The sequence below is a fragment of the Methylobacillus pratensis genome (assembly GCF_054072455.1).
Map to the genome: position 1 here is coordinate 573,266 of NZ_JBSUSR010000002.1, position 16,674 is coordinate 589,939.

Below are 16,674 nucleotides of genomic sequence, written 5' to 3' on the forward strand. Positions count from 1 at the left end.
AATTCCATGCTATGAAAGGCAACCTATTCATCATTACCGCCCCATCGGGCGCCGGCAAAACCTCGCTGGTGCGCGCGCTGCTGGACGGTGACGAGCATATCAAGCTCTCTGTCTCCCATACCACGCGCCAGCCGCGGCCGGGCGAGGAGGACGGCGTGCATTACCACTTCGTCGAGGAAGCCAGGTTCGTGGAACTGCTCAACCACGGCGACTTCCTCGAAAGCGCGCAAGTGCACGGCGCTTATTACGGCACATCGCAGTCGACGGTGAATTCCGTATTGGCGGAAGGGTACGACCTGATCCTGGAAATCGACTGGCAGGGCGCGCAGCAGGTGCGCAGCCAGTATGCCGAAGCCATTAGCATCTTCATCCTGCCGCCTTCGATGGAGGCCCTGGAGCAGCGCCTGAACAACCGCGCGCAGGATAGCGCGGAGGTGATTGTGCGCAGGCTCGCTGCGGCGCGGGACGAGATGCGCCACGTGGCGGAATTCGACTATGTTACAATCAACGACAGATTCGAACATGCGCTGGAAGACCTGCGGGCCATTATCCGCAGCCAGAGATTGCGGCGCGAAAAGCAATTGCTGCGCTACCAGGATGTGGTGCAGAAACTGCTCTAGCCGTCTTCCGGCCCATGTAAATGTACATGACAAAATTCAGGAGATATTCGTAACATGGCACGTATTACCGTTGATGACTGTCTGGAAAAGATACCCAACCGTTTCCAGTTGACCCTTGTCGCGGCCTACCGCGCACGCCAGCTCGCCAATGGCTCGGAGCCGCTCGTGAACGCGCACGGCAGCAAGGATAAGCCCACCGTGCTGGCGCTGCGTGAAATCGCGGCTGCCAAGGTAGGCCTGGAAGTGCTTAATCGCGGACACGCCTGATCGCACGATCTTGTGAATGCGAGCTGGTGATGCAGCCGGGATCATGCCAATGCACGGTCCCGGGTTGGCGACTATGTAGAATTGAGTAATTACTGGAATTTATGCCCAAGACCGCAGCCAAAAGACCAGCCGAACCAGTTTCGCCCTTACCTTTGCTGCCAGCGGACAGCGAAGACTCCCAACTCACCCTGCGCCTGCGGGAATACCTCAAGCAAGACGACATAGACCATATCTGGGATGCCTACCGTTTCAGCGCCGCTGCGCATGAAGGGCAGGTGCGCCGCAGCGGCGAACCCTATGTGATCCATCCGGTCAGCGTGGCCGGCATCCTGGCCGAACTGCATCTCGATCCTCCGACCTTGATCGCGGCCTTGCTGCACGACGTGGTGGAGGATACCGGCGTCACCAAGCAGGAAATCGGCGAGAAATTCGGCAAGCAGGTGGCCGAGCTGGTGGACGGATTGTCCAAGCTCGACAAGATCGAGTTCCAGAGCGCGACCCAGGCGCAGGCGGAGAATTTCCGCAAAATGCTGCTGGCGATGTCGCAGGACGTGCGCGTGATCCTGGTCAAGCTCGCCGACCGGCTGCACAACATGAGCACGCTCGATGTCATGAAGCCGGAGAAACAGCGGCGCATCGCGCGTGAAACGCTGGATATCTATGCGCCGATCGCCAATCGGCTCGGGCTCAACGAGATTTACCAGACGCTGGAAGACCTGAGCTTCAGGTACCTCTACCCGATGCGCCACCGCGTGATTTCCAAGGCGGTCATGGCGGCGCGCGGCAACCGCAAGGAAGTGGTTGGCAAGATCCTCGACGCCATCAACCAGCGTCTGAAGGACCAGCATATCGATGCCGAGGTGACCGGGCGCGAAAAGCACCTTTACAGCATCTACAAGAAAATGACGGGCAAGACTGTCACCTTCTCGCAGATCTACGATATCTACGGCTTCCGCGTCATCGTGCGCGACCTGCCGACCTGTTACGCCGCGCTGGGCGTGCTGCACGGGCTCTACAAGCCGATTCCCGGCAAGTTCAAGGACTATATCGCCATCCCCAAGGCCAACGGCTACCAGTCGTTGCATACGACATTGTTCGGCCCGTTCGGCACGCCGATCGAGATCCAGATCCGCAGCCGCGAAATGCACAATATCGCCGATGCGGGGGTTGCCGCGCACTGGCTATACAAGACCACGGATGCCCACCTGACGGCCTTGCAGCAGCAAACGCACCAATGGCTGCAGCGCCTGCTGGACATCCAGAGCGAGAGCACAGACTCGCTCGAGTTCCTCGAGCATTTCAAGGTCGACCTGTTCCCGGACGAGGTCTACGTCTTCACGCCCAAGGGCACCATTATGGCATTGCCCAAGGGAGCCACTGCCGTCGATTTCGCCTATGCCGTGCATACCGATATCGGCAACCGCTGCGTGGCGGTGAAGATCAACCAGGAGCTCGCCCCCTTGCGTACCGAGCTGCACAATGGCGACCATGTCGAGATCATCACCGCCGCCCATGCGCACCCCAACCCCGCATGGCTCAATTACGTGCTGACCGGCAAGGCGCGCGCCCATATCCGGCACTACCTCAAGTCCATGCAGTCCACCGAATCGGCACTGCTGGGGGAGCGCATGCTCAACCAGGCGCTGCGCGCCTTGCATGCCAACCCCATCACGATTGACGATCCTGCCTGGCAGCGCCTGGTGCGGGATTATGGCGCCAAGAGCAAGGACGAAATCCTCGCGGACATCGGCATGGGCAAACGCCTGAACGTCATGGTGGCGCACCAGTTGATGGCGCAGGCCGGGCAGCAGGAAGCCGTGGCGGAGCAGCAGAAAACTCCTGCCAAGGTGCTGGACACCATCACCATCCGCGGCTCCGAGGGCATGGCGGTGCAGTTCGCGCAATGCTGTCGCCCCATTCCCGGCGATCCCATCCTGGGCTTCATCAACAAGGACAAGGGGCTGGTGATCCATACCCACGATTGCCCGGCAATACGCAAGTTCCGCCTCGATCCCGACAAGTGGCTGGACGTGGAATGGGACCCGCAGGGGCACAGGCTGTACAAGGTCAGCCTCAAGCTGGTGGTGGCGAACCGCCGCGGCATGCTGGCGAAGATCGCCTCCGGCATTGCCGAGGCCGGCTCGAATATCGACAATGTCAGCATGGAAGAGGCGGACAACAGCACCTACACCAACATGAACTTCACCGTGCAGGTGGAGAACCGCGTGCATCTGGCCGAGCTGATGCGGCGCCTGCGCAAGATTCCGGATGTGGTGCGCATCAACCGCGTCAAGGGTTCCGGGGCCGAGCAGCGGATTCAGTAGCGTCACTTTTCAACCAATAATACTTCAACCAATCGAGTTTTCAGGAGAGATACATGGCCAAGCAAATCATCCATACCGATGGCGCCTCCCAGGCGATCGGCACCTATTCCCAGGCAGTCAAGGTCAACGGCAGCACCGTCTACCTATCTGGCCAGATAGGCCTTGACCCTGCGACCATGGAGTTGGTGGATGGCATCGAGGCGCAAGTCCACCGCGTATTCAAGAACCTCAAGGCTGTGGCGGAAGCCGCCGGCGGCTCGCTCGCGGACGTGGTCAAGCTCAATATCTTCCTGACCGACCTTTCCCACTTTGCGCTGGTGAACACCATCATGGCGGAATACTTCACCCAGCCTTATCCTGCCCGTGCAGCGGTTGGCGTGGCGCAGCTGCCGCGCAACGCGCTGGTGGAAGCCGATGGCGTACTGGAGATTGGCGCCTAGAACGACGGCCTTCCTGGCGTGTTGCATTGCTTGCACTTGTACGGAGTGTTCAGCAATGCCGCCAGGATCGCTTGACCGATTTTCCTGCCTGCTCATGACATATTGAGCGACTCAGCCAGGATCAATAACTACCCAGGATCATGGCGTCAAAACTACCCGCCAACAGCAAGCTCGATGGCATTAAAGGCATGACCCCTGCATTGCAGGGGCGGCTTGCCAAGCTTGGCATCCTCAACTGGCAGGGCCTATTGCTGCACATGCCCCTGCGCTATCTCGACGAAACCCGCATCACGGCGATCCGTGACCTGCATACCGGCGAGCAGGCCCAGGTGCAGGGCGAGATCGTGCATGCCGAGGTGCAATACCGTCCGCGAAAAGCACTGATTTGCCGGCTGCGTGATGACACCGGGCAACTGGTGTTGCGTTTCCTGCATTTCTATCCCAGCCAAGTCTCCGCCCTGGAGGAAGGACGATATATCCGTGCTTTTGGCGAGGTGCGCGGCGGCTTCTTCGGCTGGGAAATGGTGCATCCGCAATGCAAACAGGTGGAAGAGGATGCGCCGGTTGCCGAGGTATTGACGCCGTTTTACCCCACCACGGCAGGTTTGAGCCAGGCGGCGTTGCGCAAATGGATATCCTGGGCATTGGAGCAGGTGGATACCGCGGAAATCCTGCCGCAGGAGATATACCGCGGACTTTCCTTGCCGAGATTCGCGGAAAGCTTGCACCTTCTGCACCATCCGGCGCCAGAGGCGGCGCTGCGCAGCCTGGAATCCCGCGACCATCCTGCATGGCGGCGGCTGGCCTTTGATGAATTACTCGCGCAGCAGCTTTCCATGCGCAAGCATCACGCGCGCCGCAGGCACCAGGGCGCGCCTGCACTGCCGCCGTCCCGTACCTTGGTCACCGCCTTGCTGCGCAGCCTGCCGTTCGCCCTGACCCAGGCCCAGCAGCGCGTTGCCGTGGAGATTGGCCGCGACCTGGAGCAGCCGCACCCCATGCAGCGCCTGTTGCAGGGCGATGTCGGCAGCGGCAAGACCATCGTTGCTGCGATGGCGGCGTTGCAGGCGATTGAAAACGGCTGGCAGGCAGCCATCATGGCGCCGACGGAAATCCTCGCCGAGCAGCATTACCAGAAGATGCAAGCCTGGCTGGCGCCCCTAGGCATAAGGGTGGCCTGGCTGTCCGGCAGCCAGGGCAAGAAGGAGCGGCGCGAGATGATGGCTGCTGTGGAGAACGGCGAAGCGCAACTTGTGATTGGCACCCATGCCTTGTTCCAGGACCAGGTCGTGTTCCAGCGGCTGGCGCTTGCCGTTGTCGACGAGCAGCACCGCTTTGGCGTACAACAGCGCCTGTCACTGCGGCAGAAGGGCGTGCAGCCGCATCAACTCATGATGAGCGCCACGCCGATTCCGCGCACTTTGTCCATGAGCTATTTTGCCGACCTCGATGTGTCGGTGATTGACGAGCTGCCGCCCGGGCGCACGCCCATCGTGACCCGCCTGGTGTCCGATGCCAGGCGCGACGAAGTGCTGGAGCGCGTGCAGCATGCCTGCATGGAGGGGCGGCAGGCGTACTGGGTCTGCCCCTTGATCGAGGAGTCCGAGGCATTGCAATTGCAGACCGTGACCGAAACCTACGAGAGCTTGCGCGAGACTTTCCCGCAGTTGCGGGTGGGGTTGGTGCATGGCCGCATGAAGCCTGCCGAGAAGCAGGCGGTGATGGCCGCGTTCAGCGCAGGCGAAACCCAGCTGCTGGTAGCGACGACCGTGATCGAAGTGGGCGTGGATGTACCCAATGCCAGCCTGATGGTGATCGAGCATGCCGAGCGCATGGGCCTGGCACAATTGCACCAATTGCGCGGCCGTGTCGGGCGCGGCGCAGCCAAGAGCAGCTGCATCCTGCTCTACCAGGACGGCAAACTCTCGGAAACCGCGCGCGCGCGCCTCAAGATCATCTACGAGTCCAGCGATGGCTTCGCCATCGCCCAGGCTGACCTCGCATTGCGCGGGCCGGGAGAGTTCATGGGTGTACGGCAGAGCGGGGTGCCCATGCTGAAGATCGCCGACCTGGAGCGGGACCAGGACTTGCTGGAAGCCGCGCGCGATATCGCGGCAGGTTTGCTCGAGAAAGCGCCGCAGGCGGCAAATGCACACCTGGCACGCTGGCTCGGCCATGCGGAAGAATTGGTCAAAGTCTGAGATAATCAGCCGGTGAAAGTCTTTGCCCATTTCCCGCAGATGCGAGACCGCTGGCTCAAGCAGGCCGTAGGCTCCCGGCATTACCGTCCCTGGCTCACCGAGCGCGGTTCGCTGACCCGGCGCTTGCAGCAGCATAGCAGGCAGTTTGCGGTGCAGCCCTTGCGCCTGGCCAGGAAAAAGCCGCCTTTTGCCGAGGCGCAATTATTGCAGGCGCTGCCTCGACGGCATACCTTGCTGCGTGACGTCATATTGCGTTGCGACGGCGAAGCGGTGGTGTTTGCGCACAGCCTATTGCCCCAACAAGCCATGCGGGGCGCCTGGCGCGGCCTGGGCCGCCTGGGAGCCCACTCATTGGGCAGCGCCTTGTTTGCGGATCCTCGCATGTGCCGCGGCGCATTGCAGTACAAGAAACTTTCACCCCAGCATTTTCTCTACCGCCTGGCAGCCGCGCACATTCCCTCGATTCGCGGCCCGCTATGGGCAAGGCGCTCGGTCTTCAGGCTGGGAAAGAAGGCGGTGCTGGTGACCGAGTTGTTCCTGCCTGCCGTGTTGAAACTGCATGTGGAAGCTGAATAGGGCGGACTGTTTAAAAATGACTAACCCATCCCTTAGGCAAAAGCTCCAAGCCTATTACCGCCTGACCCGGCTGGATAAGCCCATCGGCATCCTGTTGCTGCTCTGGCCCACCTTGTGGGGCATATGGCTGGCAAGCCCGGGCTGGCCTGACGGCCTGGTATTGTTTGTATTCATTGCCGGTACCGTGTTGATGCGCTCGGCGGGCTGCGTCATGAACGACCTGGCCGACCGCAATTTCGACGGTCATGTGGAGCGCACCCGCCAGCGTCCGCTGGTGACCGGCGACGTAAGCGCGAAGGAAGCCGTTTTGCTGGCGATGGCATTGAGCTTGGCCGCATTTGTCCTCGTGCTGCAGCTCAACGCCCTGGTGGTGGCCTTGTCGTTCCCGGCCTTGTTCCTGGCCGTCAGCTACCCGCTGACCAAGCGCTTCCTCTCCATCCCGCAGGCTTATCTCGGCATTGCTTTCGGCTTCGGCATCCCGATGGCGTTTGCGGCGGTCACCAGCCAGTTGCCGCTGGAAGCCTGGATATTGCTGCTTGCCAACGTGTTCTGGGCGGTGGCCTATGACACCGAATATGCCATGGTGGACCGCAACGACGACCTCAACATCGGCATCAGGTCATCGGCCATTTTCTTCGGCAGGCTGGATGTCTTTGCCGTCATGGCGTGCTACGGCGCCTTCCTGGTATTGATGGCCTGGGCGGGAGTGCGGTTGCAGCAATCCTGGCCTTATTTCGCCGGGCTGGCGGTTGCGGCGCTCATTGCCCTGTATCATTATGCGCTGATCCGCAATCGCGATCGCGCGTCCTGCTTCAAGGCGTTCCTGCACAACAATTGGCTTGGCGCCGCGATCTTCGCCGGGGTGCTGGCAAGCGATTATCTTTAAGCATGTATTTTAAGTATCTATGAAGATTGAAAAATCTAGCTCGGAAATGTTTGACAAAGCGTAAGGGCTTGACATACAATCCGCCTCTTAATTTTTTCAGCGAATATTGGTTTGTCCGATGAAGACCTTTTCTGCAAAAGCGCATGAAGTAAAGCGCGACTGGTTCGTAGTTGATGCTACGGATTTGGTGCTGGGCCGTTTGGCGAGTGAAATTGCGCACCGCCTGCGTGGCAAGCATAAGACTATTTACACACCGCACGTAGATACGGGCGATTATATCGTTGTGATCAACGCCGACAAGATCAAGGTAACCGGCAACAAGGCGCTGGATAAGAAGTACCACCGTCACAGCGGTTACCCAGGCGGTATCTCCACAACAACTTTCGGCAAGATGCAAGAGCGTTTCCCGGGCCGCGCCCTGGAAAAGGCTGTGAAGGGCATGCTGCCAAAGGGGCCACTGGGTTATGCCATGTTCCGCAAGCTGAAGGTCTATGCTGGTGATAAGCATGACCACGTTGCGCAGCAGCCGCAGCCATTGGTAATCCAAAGTCAAGCGTAAGGATAAGCAGCGATGATTGGTAAGTATAACTACGGTACAGGCCGCCGCAAGAGTTCGGTAGCTCGTGTATTCCTGAAGTCCGGTAGCGGTAACATCGTTGTTAACGACAAGCCTGCTGACGAATACTTCTCCCGCGTGACGTCACGCATGATTCTGCGCCAGCCATTGGCACTGACCGAAAACGAAGCCAGCTTCGACATTCTGGTGAACGTGACTGGCGGCGGCGAATCCGGCCAGGCCGGTGCAGTGCGCCACGGCATCACCCGTGCACTGATCGACTACGATGCAGCATTGAAGAGCGCCCTGTCCAAGGCAGGTTTCGTGACTCGCGATGCACGTGAAGTTGAGCGTAAGAAGGTCGGCCTCCGCAAGGCGCGCCGCCGTAAGCAATTCTCCAAGCGCTAAGCTTTACGCTGTTGCTGTTCAGGAAAAGCCGCACTTGTTGCGGCTTTTCTGTTTTTGGCGTTTTCAAAATGGGCCGGGGTTTTGTTACTATAGATTTTCTGTGGATATGCCCTGCGATATACGGAAGGTAAGTTCAGGTGATACAAAGCAAGAAGATAAAAGTTGGCATTGTCGGTGGCACCGGATATACCGGCGTCGAGTTATTGCGCTTGTTGGCCCTGCATCCCGATGCGGAGTTGAGCGTCATCACCTCGCGCGGCGAAGCCGGGCTGCCGGTTGCGGATATGTTCCCCAGCCTGCGTGGGCGCGTAGACCTTGTCTTCACCGATCCTGCCCAGGCCGACCTGTCACAGTGCGACGTGGTGTTCTTTGCTACGCCGCATGGCGTGGCCATGAGCCAGGCGCAGGCGCTGGTGGCTGCAGGAGTGAAGGTGATCGATCTTGCGGCGGACTTCCGGTTGCAGGATACGGCGGTATTCGAAAAATGGTACAAGCTGCCCCACGGCTGTCCTGATATCCTGGTAGATGCGGTATATGGCATTCCTGAGCTGTATCGCGAAAAAGTGCGTTCCGCCCAAGTGATCGGCAATCCGGGGTGCTACCCCACGACTGTATTGCTGGGACTGGCGCCGCTGCTGGAGCAAGGGTTGATTGATTTATCCGTCCCCATCGTCTCGGACTCCAAATCAGGCGTTTCCGGTGCCGGCAGAAAGGCGGAGGTCGCCACTTTGTTTGCGGAAGCCAGCGACAACATGAAAGCCTATGGCGTCGCCGGCCACCGGCACCATCCTGAGATTCTTGCGCAATTGCAGCAGTTGGCTGGCACGCAGCTGCAATTCATTTTTGTGCCCCACCTGGTCCCGTTGATTCGCGGCATGTTGTCCACCATTTACGTCAAGCTGTCAGATCAAGGACTGAAAACAGACATCCAGGCTTTGTATGAAGCGCGATACCAGCACGAACCGTTCGTGGATGTCCTGCCTCCAGGCAGTTTGCCGGAAACGCGCACGGTGCGCGGTGGCAACCAGTTGCGCTTGGCATTGCATCCGCAACCGGATAGCGGCTACCTGACGGTGATCGCGGTGCAGGATAACCTGGTCAAAGGGGCGGCAGGACAAGCAGTGCAGAACATGAACATCATGTTCGGTCTGGATGAACAGGCTGGGCTGGAAATTGTGCCTTTACTGCCTTGATTGAGCGATGAAACGCATCTCCCGCCGCGTCAAGCGTCATTTCCACAAACCGACCAAGCCGGTGAAGGTGAAATCCCATCGGGCTTGGTATTGGCAATGGCTGGGGATCGTGGGCCTGGTCGTGGTCGGCTATGCGCTTGCCTATTGGCGGCTGAGCACGACGGGCACGCTGGCGCTGACGCTTGACTCCGAACCCACCAGGAAGGAGCTCATGGGCCGGACTGTCCTGGCGGAGCGGCAGCTGCAAGTGCAGCGGGCAGCGCAAGAAAAGCTTGCGCATGATTTCGAGCAGGTGCAGGACGAGCTGATGAAGCTGAAAGAGGACCTGGCTTTCTATAAAAGCATGCAGAACGGCGATTCCGCCGCCAAGAATGTGAAACTCACGCGCTTGTTTGTGGAGAAAGGCAAGGAGCCCGGCCATTATCAATACCACCTGGTGCTTTCCCAGCAAGGCAACGCCAGCAAGCCGGTGCAAGGCAACCTGAGCTTCATCCTGCAAGGCAGGAACCATCAAGGCCAGCAGGTCAAGCTTCCGCTGCTCTTGCAGCCTGGCAACAGCAACCAGGCGAAAGTGAATTTCCGCTATTATCAGCGCCTGGATGGCAGTTTCGCGCTGCCGGAAGACGTCACGGCTGAGGAGATTGAACTCAGCTTTCTTGAAACGGGGGCTAAACAGCCCAATATCAGTCAAAAGGTGGAGCTGCCTGGATAACGGTGACGGCACTCCTGGATAAAGGTATACGCATGTTCCTGAAGAGCAAGAATAAACCGCAAAGCCGTATCGATACCCTGGTCAGTACCGATACGCGCATTGAAGGCAACATTACATTCAGCGGCGGTTTGCGCGTGGATGGCCAGATCAAGGGCGATGTAAGCGAGCCGCCGGGTACCCCCAGTACGTTGGTGCTGAGCGAGCAGGGGCGTATCGAAGGGGCTGTGACGGTGGCTCGGATAGTGTTGAACGGAGAAGTGCGCGGCCCGGTGCGCTCGAGCCATTATCTGGAGTTGCTCGCCAAATCCAGGATTACCGGCGACGTGCACTACAAGTCCTTGGAAATCCATACCGGCGCCATCATTGAAGGCCAGTTGGTGCATCTCGGTGATGCTGCCAAGACGGAAACTCCTGTCGTCCCAGAGGTCAAAGATTGACCGTGGGAGTTTCGCGCAGGATAATGAATTCAATTAGTTTAAGGAGTTACTAACCATGAACGCAGTGACGGAAGAAATCCCAAGCCCATTAGTCTTTACCGATAATGCGGCGCGCAAGGTAAAAGAGTTGATCGACGAGGAGGGCTCGCCGGATCTCAAGCTGCGCGTATTCGTGAGCGGCGGCGGTTGTTCCGGGTTCCAGTACGGCTTCACCTTCGAGGAAGTCATCAACGACGATGACACGACCGTTGACAAGGACGGCGTCACATTGCTGATCGACCCAATGAGCCTGCAATACCTGGTGGGTGCCGAGATCGATTACCAGGACAGCCTGCAGGGCTCCCAGTTCGTCATCCGCAATCCCAATGCCACGACGACTTGCGGTTGCGGGTCGTCCTTTTCCGCATAAGCGGTAAGCTGGAATTAAAAAAAGGGGCCTATGGCCCCTTTTGTTTTGCCCGATGCGAGCTCAACGTTGGTCCAACGGAACAAAGTCGCGGCGTTCAGAGCCGGTATAAAGCTGGCGCGGCCGGCCGATCTTGGAGCCGGGATCGGACATCATCTCGTTCCATTGGGCGACCCAACCGACGGTGCGCGCCAAGGCGAAGATGGCCGTGAACATGGAGTTCGGGATGCCCATCGCACGCATGACGATGCCGGAGTAGAAGTCCACATTCGGGTAAAGCTGCCGGCTGACGAAATATTCGTCTTCCAGCGCAATCTTTTCCAGCTCCAGCGCCAGCTTGAACATCGGGTCGTCATGCAGTCCGAGCTCATCGAGAACCTGGTGGCAGGTCTGGCGCATGATGGCGGCGCGCGGGTCCATGTTGCGGTAGACCCGGTGGCCGAAGCCCATGAGACGGAACGAATCGGTCTTGTCCTTGGCGCGCTTGATGTATTCCCCGATGCGGCTCACGTCGCCGATCTCTTCCAGCATCTTCAGCGTGGCTTCATTGGCGCCGCCGTGCGCAGGCCCCCATAGCGAGGCAATGCCTGCGGCGACGCAGGCGAACGGGTTGGCACCGCTGGAGCCGGCCAAGCGGACCGTGGAGGTCGAGGCATTCTGCTCATGGTCGGCATGCAGGATCAGGATGCGCTCAAAGGCCTTTGCCAGCACGGGGTTGGGCTCGTAGTCCTCGCAGGGTGTGGCGAACATCATGTGCATGAAGTTTTCCGCATAGTTGAAGCGGTTCTTCGGATACATGAAGGGTTGGCCGATGTTGTACTTATAGCTCCAGGCGGCAATCGTGGGCACCTTGGCCAGCAAACGGTGCGCCGCGAATTCGCGATTCTTCGGGTCGCTGACATCGATCGCCTCATGGTAGAAGGCGGACATGGAGCCGACCACGCCGACCATGACCGCCATCGGGTGCGCATCGCGGCGGAAGCCGCGGAAGATGTGCGTGAGCTGGTCGTGCACCATGCTGTGGCGCGTAATGGTGTTGGTGAACTTGGCTTTCTGCTCGGCATCGGGCAATTCGCCATGCATCAGCAGGTAGCAAACTTCCATGAAGTCGGAGTGTTCGGCCAACTGCTCGATGGGATAGCCGCGGTAAAACAGCAAGCCTTTTTCACCGTCGATGTAAGTGATATTGGAATCACAGGAAGCCGTCGACAGGAAGCCGGGGTCGTAAGTGAAATACCCATGCTTGCCCAAGGTGCGGATGTCGATGACGCTGGGCCCCAGCTTGCCGGGCAGAATAGGCAATTCGATTGGCGCGGAACCATCATCGAAAGTAAGAGTGACTTTGCTTGGTTTCATAATTCTGGAGTCAAGATGGTTGAGTGGTTACAAATTAAGCAGCATAAACTGCGCCAAGTATTCGCGGGCCGCGTGCGCCGGTCACGGCCGGCAGGTTGCCAGGCAGCCCATGCAGCGTCTGTTGCGCAAGCCAGGCAAAAGCCGCCGCCTCTACGGCATTAGCCGCTAGGCCAAGCGTATCGCTCAGCTCGATAGCCGCCGGCTGCAGCAGCTGCCGCAATCGCTCGATCAAGGCGCTATTATAAGCGCCGCCGCCGCATACATACAGCGCATCGACAGTACCGCAATACTGTGTCACTGCCGTGGCAATTGAGACGGCAGTAAGTTCCAAAAGCGTGCGCTGTACGTCTTCCGGTGAGTGTTTGTCCTCTATCTGGTGCAATAGTTGCCCGAGCCAGGCCAGGTTGAACGTGTCGCGCCCCGTACTCTTGGGCGGCTGCATGGCAAAAAAAGGATCGGCCAGCATGGATTGCAGCAGGCCTGGCATGATGGAGCCGCTGGCTGCCCAGGCCCCATCCGCATCGTAATCCTTGCCTTGATGCTTGTTGATCCAGGCATCCATGAGCATATTGCCGGGCCCTGTATCAAAACCGGTGATGGCATTTCCTGACGCAGGCAGGTCGGTGAGATTGGCAATGCCGCCGATATTGAGCACCACCCGGTGTTTTCCAGGAGAGGAAAACATCGCGGCATGAAAGGCAGGTACCAGCGGGGCGCCATGCCCGCCTGCCGCAATGTCGCGGCTGCGGAAATCGGCGATGACGTTGATCCCGGTCAGCTCGGCCAGCAATGCCGGGTTGCCTATCTGCAAGGTAAAGCCCAATTCAGGGCGGTGACGTATGGTTTGACCGTGGCAGCCGATCGCGCGTACTGCGCTCGGCTCGATGGCAGCCTGCTGCAAGAGCGCTGCTATATTCTTGGCGTATAGCTCGGAAAGCTGGTTGCCGACAAGCGCTGTTGATTCTAGCTCGTTGTGCCCCGGATCATGCAACGCCAACAATTGCCGTTTCAGCGCTGCTGGATAAGGTGTGAATTGCTGCTGTATGACTTGGCAATGCCCATTTTCCAGCCTAGCGATGACACTGTCGGCACCATCCAGGCTGGTGCCCGACATCAAGCCAATGAAAAGCTCGGACTGCACTAGTCAAGCGAAGCGACGGTGCTTGCACTCAACAGTTGCAATTGGGCGCTCAGATTAGCACTGTGCGCGAGGAAATCGGTCCGGTATTGAGGGGAAAGTGGCTGTGCTGCAGGCAGGGCTACCTTGAGAGGATCCCTGTGCACGCCGTTGAGCAGGAATTCGTAATGCAGGTGAGGGCCGGTCGCCATGCCAGTCATCCCCACATGGCCGATGATGTCGCCCTGGGATACCTTCATGCCGTTACGCAAGCCTGGCGCGAAGCGGGAAAGGTGGCCGTATACCGTGGTCACGCCGCCACTGTGCTGCAAGTAGATGACGTTGCCGTAACCGCCCTTGACGCCGACAAACTGCACCACGCCGTCAGCAGGCGCCTTGATGCGGGTGCCGATCGGTGCGGCAAGGTCCACGCCCTTGTGAGCGCGCATTTTCTGCAGGATAGGATGGAAACGGCCCAAGGTGAAACCGGAACTGATGCGGGTGAATTCCAGCGGGGAGCGCAGGAATGATTTATGCAAGCTCTTGCCTTCAGGGGTGTAGTAGGCGACCTTGCCCTCAGGGTTGCGGTACATGACCGCTTTGTATGTCTTGCCCTGGTTGGTGAATTCAGCTGCCAGCACCTGGCCGGTGTTGACCAGGTTGCCGTTGTTGTACTTGGCCTCGTAGATCACGACGAAACGGTCGCCTTTGCGCAGGTCGCTGTGGAAATCGATGTCAGAGGAGAAAATTTCCGCCATCTGGATAGCGACGGAGTCTGGAATGTCGGCCGCATCGGTCGCCGCGAAAAGCGAGCTTCTGATTTCAGCGGTTTTCAATACATTGTGGACTTCTAGTACAGGCTCGCCGGTTTTGGCCTGGTAGCCGGAGTCGGTGCGTTCTATAGTCAAGGTGGAAGTGGGGCTGAGCTGGTATTGCAGCTTAAGCAATTCACCATTGGCATTGACTTGCGCCTGGATGGCGCGTCCCGGCCGGAGCTGGGATGCCAGTGCGCTGGCGTCGGGACTTCTGCGCAAGAATTCCAGCGCTTCGCTGTTTTGCACATTCAGTCTGGACATCAGGCTGGCAAGCGTGTCATCGCGGCGCACCTGGTCGGCCTGCCAGTAGTTTTCGCTTTCGAGGTTCTCTGAAACAAACGGCGTGGAAATCTCAGGCAATGCGATATCTTCCACGATAGTGGAGATCGCAACATCTTGCGTAGAAGTTTGTGGCGCGATACCGAAGGCAGTAATGATGCCGAAGAGCGGCAGGCTTGAAATGGCGAGCAACCAACGCAGGCGTAGCTTACGTTCTTTTAATGCTGGGTTTTGCGTTAAAATAACTTCCTTTTGGCTCTGCTCAGTTTGCTGCACTGGTCGCTACCTCATTACTGTGACAAATCAACGATGAGGCATGCTAACAGAAAAATTCTGCATGGTGAAGGCAAAAAAGCATTCTAAATCACGGTTATTTCTAAAGATATGGCAAATTTAAATGACAGTTTGGCGTTGATCAAGCGCGGTATTGATGACCTGATCGGCGAGCAGGAATTAATCGACAAGCTCAAAACCGGGCAGCCGTTAAAGGTAAAGGCGGGTTTTGACCCGACCGCGCCCGATTTGCACTTGGGGCATGCGGTATTGATCAACAAGCTGCGCCAATTCCAGGACCTGGGCCACAAAGTGCTGTTCCTGATCGGCGATTTCACCGGCATGATCGGCGACCCCACCGGCAAGAGCGCAACCCGCCCGCCGTTGAGCGCCGAGCAGGTTCAGATCAATGCGCAAACTTACCAGGAGCAAGTATTCAAGATACTCAAGCCTGAGCAAACGGAAGTGGTCTTCAATTCAAGCTGGATCAATGAGCTTGGCGCCGCAGGCATGCTCAAGCTCGCGGCAACGCATACCGTGGCCCGCATGCTGGAGCGGGATGACTTCGAAAAGCGCTACAAGAGCAACCAGCCGATTGCCATTCACGAGTTCCTTTATCCCCTGCTGCAGGGTTATGACTCGGTAGCCTTGAAAGCGGATATCGAACTTGGAGGCACCGACCAGCGTTTCAACTTATTAATGGGGCGCGAACTGCAAAAGCATTTTGGCCAGGCGCCGCAGTCTGTGCTGACGGTCCCGCTGCTGGAAGGCCTGGACGGCGTCAACAAGATGTCCAAGTCCCTGGGCAACTATATAGGTATTGCCGAACCCGCCAATACTATATTTAGTAAGTTGATGTCCGTTTCGGATGAGCTGATGTGGCGGTATATCACTTTATTGTCATTTGAATCGATAGCGACCATCGAGCAATGGCGCGCTTCCGTGGCGGCTGGCGAGAACCCTCGCAATATCAAGGTGCGTTTCGCGCAGGAGATCGTCGCGCGATTCCATAGCAAGCAGGCCGCAATCGACGCGCTGGCAGATTTCGAGTTGCGCTCGAAAGGCGGCATTCCCGAAGATGTGCCCGAAGTGAGCGTGGTGATTCAGGAGTCATCGATTGCGATAGGCCCCTTGTTGAAGCAGGCCGGACTGGTTGCCAGTACGTCCGAGGCTTTCCGCTTGATAGAGCAGGGCGGCGTGAAGCTGGATAGCGAGAAGGTGACGGACCGCGCATTGCAAATCAGCCTGGGTGCGGTAGTGGTGGCGCAAGTGGGCAAGCGCAAGTTTGCGCGTATCACGATTAGCAAGTAAGTCGCGCCTAGATAGTCCCAAATGTAATTATTTTGTAACAGTGGCAAAAAGGGCTTGACCAAAATCCTGGGCTACGTAAAATGCGCACCTCGCTTGAACGGCGGGGCTCGCAGGAGAGTTTGAAGAAATGAAAATTCTCCTTGACCGATTAAAAAAGGTCTGTAAAATGCGCGGCTCGCTTGAGAAAGCGAAGCGCAGTTAAGTAGTTTGAAATTAGTTTCAAAAATAGCTTGACCGGTTCGAAAGAAACTGTAAAATGCGCGGCTCGCTGAAGTGAGGTGGTGCGGAGAAGGTGGTAGCGAAATTGATTGAGTAAATAAATTTCGAAACTAGCTTGACCTGGTTTGAAAGGTCTGTATAATGCGCCCTCTCGCTGAATTCGAAACGAATTGGCGGCGAGTAAAAAGAAGTAACCTGCTCTTTAACAAAACGAACAACCGATAAGTGTGGGTGCTTGTAGGTGAGTGCAAAAGATACATAGTTAAATATGTATCCGA

At 58.0% G+C, this 16,674-nt stretch carries 18 protein-coding genes; 14 read left to right on the forward strand and 4 right to left on the reverse strand.

Going from position 1 to position 16,674, the window contains the following annotated elements; all coding sequences use genetic code 11:
* Positions 1-11: 11 nt before the first annotated feature.
* The 13 genes from gmk to erpA all read left to right on the forward strand — a co-directional run bounded on the left by gmk (position 12) and on the right by erpA (position 11,029).
* On the forward strand, positions 12-620 hold the full coding sequence (gmk, locus tag ACW4YW_RS07270) for a guanylate kinase (protein ID WP_309566035.1): 609 nt from the start codon (positions 12-14) through the stop codon (positions 618-620).
* Between the two features lie 54 nt (positions 621-674).
* Positions 675-887, forward strand: coding sequence for a DNA-directed RNA polymerase subunit omega (gene rpoZ / locus ACW4YW_RS07275; RefSeq protein ID WP_309566036.1), 213 nt, complete (start codon positions 675-677; stop codon positions 885-887).
* Between the two features lie 101 nt (positions 888-988).
* A complete protein-coding gene (locus tag ACW4YW_RS07280; protein WP_457136962.1) occupies positions 989-3,211 on the forward strand; it encodes a RelA/SpoT family protein in 2,223 nt (740 codons plus the stop codon).
* A 53-nt stretch (positions 3,212-3,264) separates the two neighbouring features.
* Complete coding sequence (locus tag ACW4YW_RS07285) at positions 3,265-3,651, forward strand: RidA family protein (RefSeq protein ID WP_457136963.1); 387 nt, start codon at positions 3,265-3,267, stop codon at positions 3,649-3,651.
* Between the two features lie 140 nt (positions 3,652-3,791).
* Entirely contained in the window at positions 3,792-5,852 is a 2,061-nt protein-coding gene (gene recG / locus ACW4YW_RS07290; RefSeq protein ID WP_457136964.1) for an ATP-dependent DNA helicase RecG, read from the forward strand.
* A gap of 12 nt (positions 5,853-5,864) precedes the next feature.
* Entirely contained in the window at positions 5,865-6,428 is a 564-nt protein-coding gene (locus tag ACW4YW_RS07295; protein ID WP_457136965.1) for a chorismate--pyruvate lyase family protein, read from the forward strand.
* 16 nt (positions 6,429-6,444) lie between these two features.
* Positions 6,445-7,314, forward strand: a complete 870-nt coding sequence (gene ubiA / locus ACW4YW_RS07300; RefSeq protein WP_457136966.1) for a 4-hydroxybenzoate octaprenyltransferase — start codon at positions 6,445-6,447, stop codon at positions 7,312-7,314.
* 118 nt (positions 7,315-7,432) lie between these two features.
* Positions 7,433-7,873: a 50S ribosomal protein L13 gene (rplM, locus tag ACW4YW_RS07305; protein WP_011478423.1), complete on the forward strand. Its 441-nt coding sequence runs from the start codon at positions 7,433-7,435 to the stop codon at positions 7,871-7,873.
* 12 nt (positions 7,874-7,885) lie between these two features.
* On the forward strand, positions 7,886-8,278 hold the full coding sequence (rpsI, locus tag ACW4YW_RS07310; protein WP_230348300.1) for a 30S ribosomal protein S9: 393 nt from the start codon (positions 7,886-7,888) through the stop codon (positions 8,276-8,278).
* Between the two features lie 140 nt (positions 8,279-8,418).
* On the forward strand, positions 8,419-9,471 hold the full coding sequence (gene argC / locus ACW4YW_RS07315) for an N-acetyl-gamma-glutamyl-phosphate reductase (protein WP_457136987.1): 1,053 nt from the start codon (positions 8,419-8,421) through the stop codon (positions 9,469-9,471).
* Positions 9,472-9,478: 7 nt separating this feature from the next.
* Complete coding sequence (locus ACW4YW_RS07320) at positions 9,479-10,183, forward strand: DUF6776 family protein (RefSeq protein WP_457136967.1); 705 nt, start codon at positions 9,479-9,481, stop codon at positions 10,181-10,183.
* 32 nt (positions 10,184-10,215) lie between these two features.
* Complete coding sequence (locus ACW4YW_RS07325) at positions 10,216-10,620, forward strand: bactofilin family protein (RefSeq protein ID WP_457136968.1); 405 nt, start codon at positions 10,216-10,218, stop codon at positions 10,618-10,620.
* A gap of 55 nt (positions 10,621-10,675) precedes the next feature.
* Complete coding sequence (gene erpA / locus ACW4YW_RS07330; protein WP_457136969.1) at positions 10,676-11,029, forward strand: iron-sulfur cluster insertion protein ErpA; 354 nt, start codon at positions 10,676-10,678, stop codon at positions 11,027-11,029.
* A 60-nt stretch (positions 11,030-11,089) separates the two neighbouring features.
* On the opposite strand, the gene gltA is transcribed toward erpA, so the two are convergent.
* From gltA to ACW4YW_RS07345, 3 genes are read right to left on the reverse strand one after another with little or no spacing between them, the layout of a single operon-like run.
* Entirely contained in the window at positions 11,090-12,382 is a 1,293-nt protein-coding gene (gltA, locus tag ACW4YW_RS07335; RefSeq protein WP_457136970.1) for a citrate synthase, read from the reverse strand.
* Between the two features lie 34 nt (positions 12,383-12,416).
* On the reverse strand, positions 12,417-13,523 hold the full coding sequence (locus tag ACW4YW_RS07340; RefSeq protein WP_457136971.1) for an anhydro-N-acetylmuramic acid kinase: 1,107 nt from the start codon (positions 13,521-13,523) through the stop codon (positions 12,417-12,419).
* Positions 13,523-14,869, reverse strand: coding sequence for a peptidoglycan DD-metalloendopeptidase family protein (locus ACW4YW_RS07345; RefSeq protein WP_457136972.1), 1,347 nt, complete (start codon positions 14,867-14,869; stop codon positions 13,523-13,525). Before ACW4YW_RS07345 ends, ACW4YW_RS07340 begins: the two co-directional genes overlap by 1 nt.
* 108 nt (positions 14,870-14,977) lie before the next feature.
* On the opposite strand from ACW4YW_RS07345, the gene tyrS reads away from it, so the two are divergent.
* Positions 14,978-16,177 carry a tyrosine--tRNA ligase gene (gene tyrS, locus ACW4YW_RS07350; RefSeq protein WP_457136973.1) on the forward strand — a complete coding sequence of 400 codons (1,200 nt, stop codon included), beginning with the start codon at positions 14,978-14,980 and terminating at the stop codon, positions 16,175-16,177.
* A 219-nt stretch (positions 16,178-16,396) separates the two neighbouring features.
* On the opposite strand, the gene ACW4YW_RS07355 is transcribed toward tyrS, so the two are convergent.
* Positions 16,397-16,674 (reverse strand): hypothetical protein (locus ACW4YW_RS07355; RefSeq protein WP_457136974.1); only part of this gene is annotated, 278 nt, incomplete at its 5' end.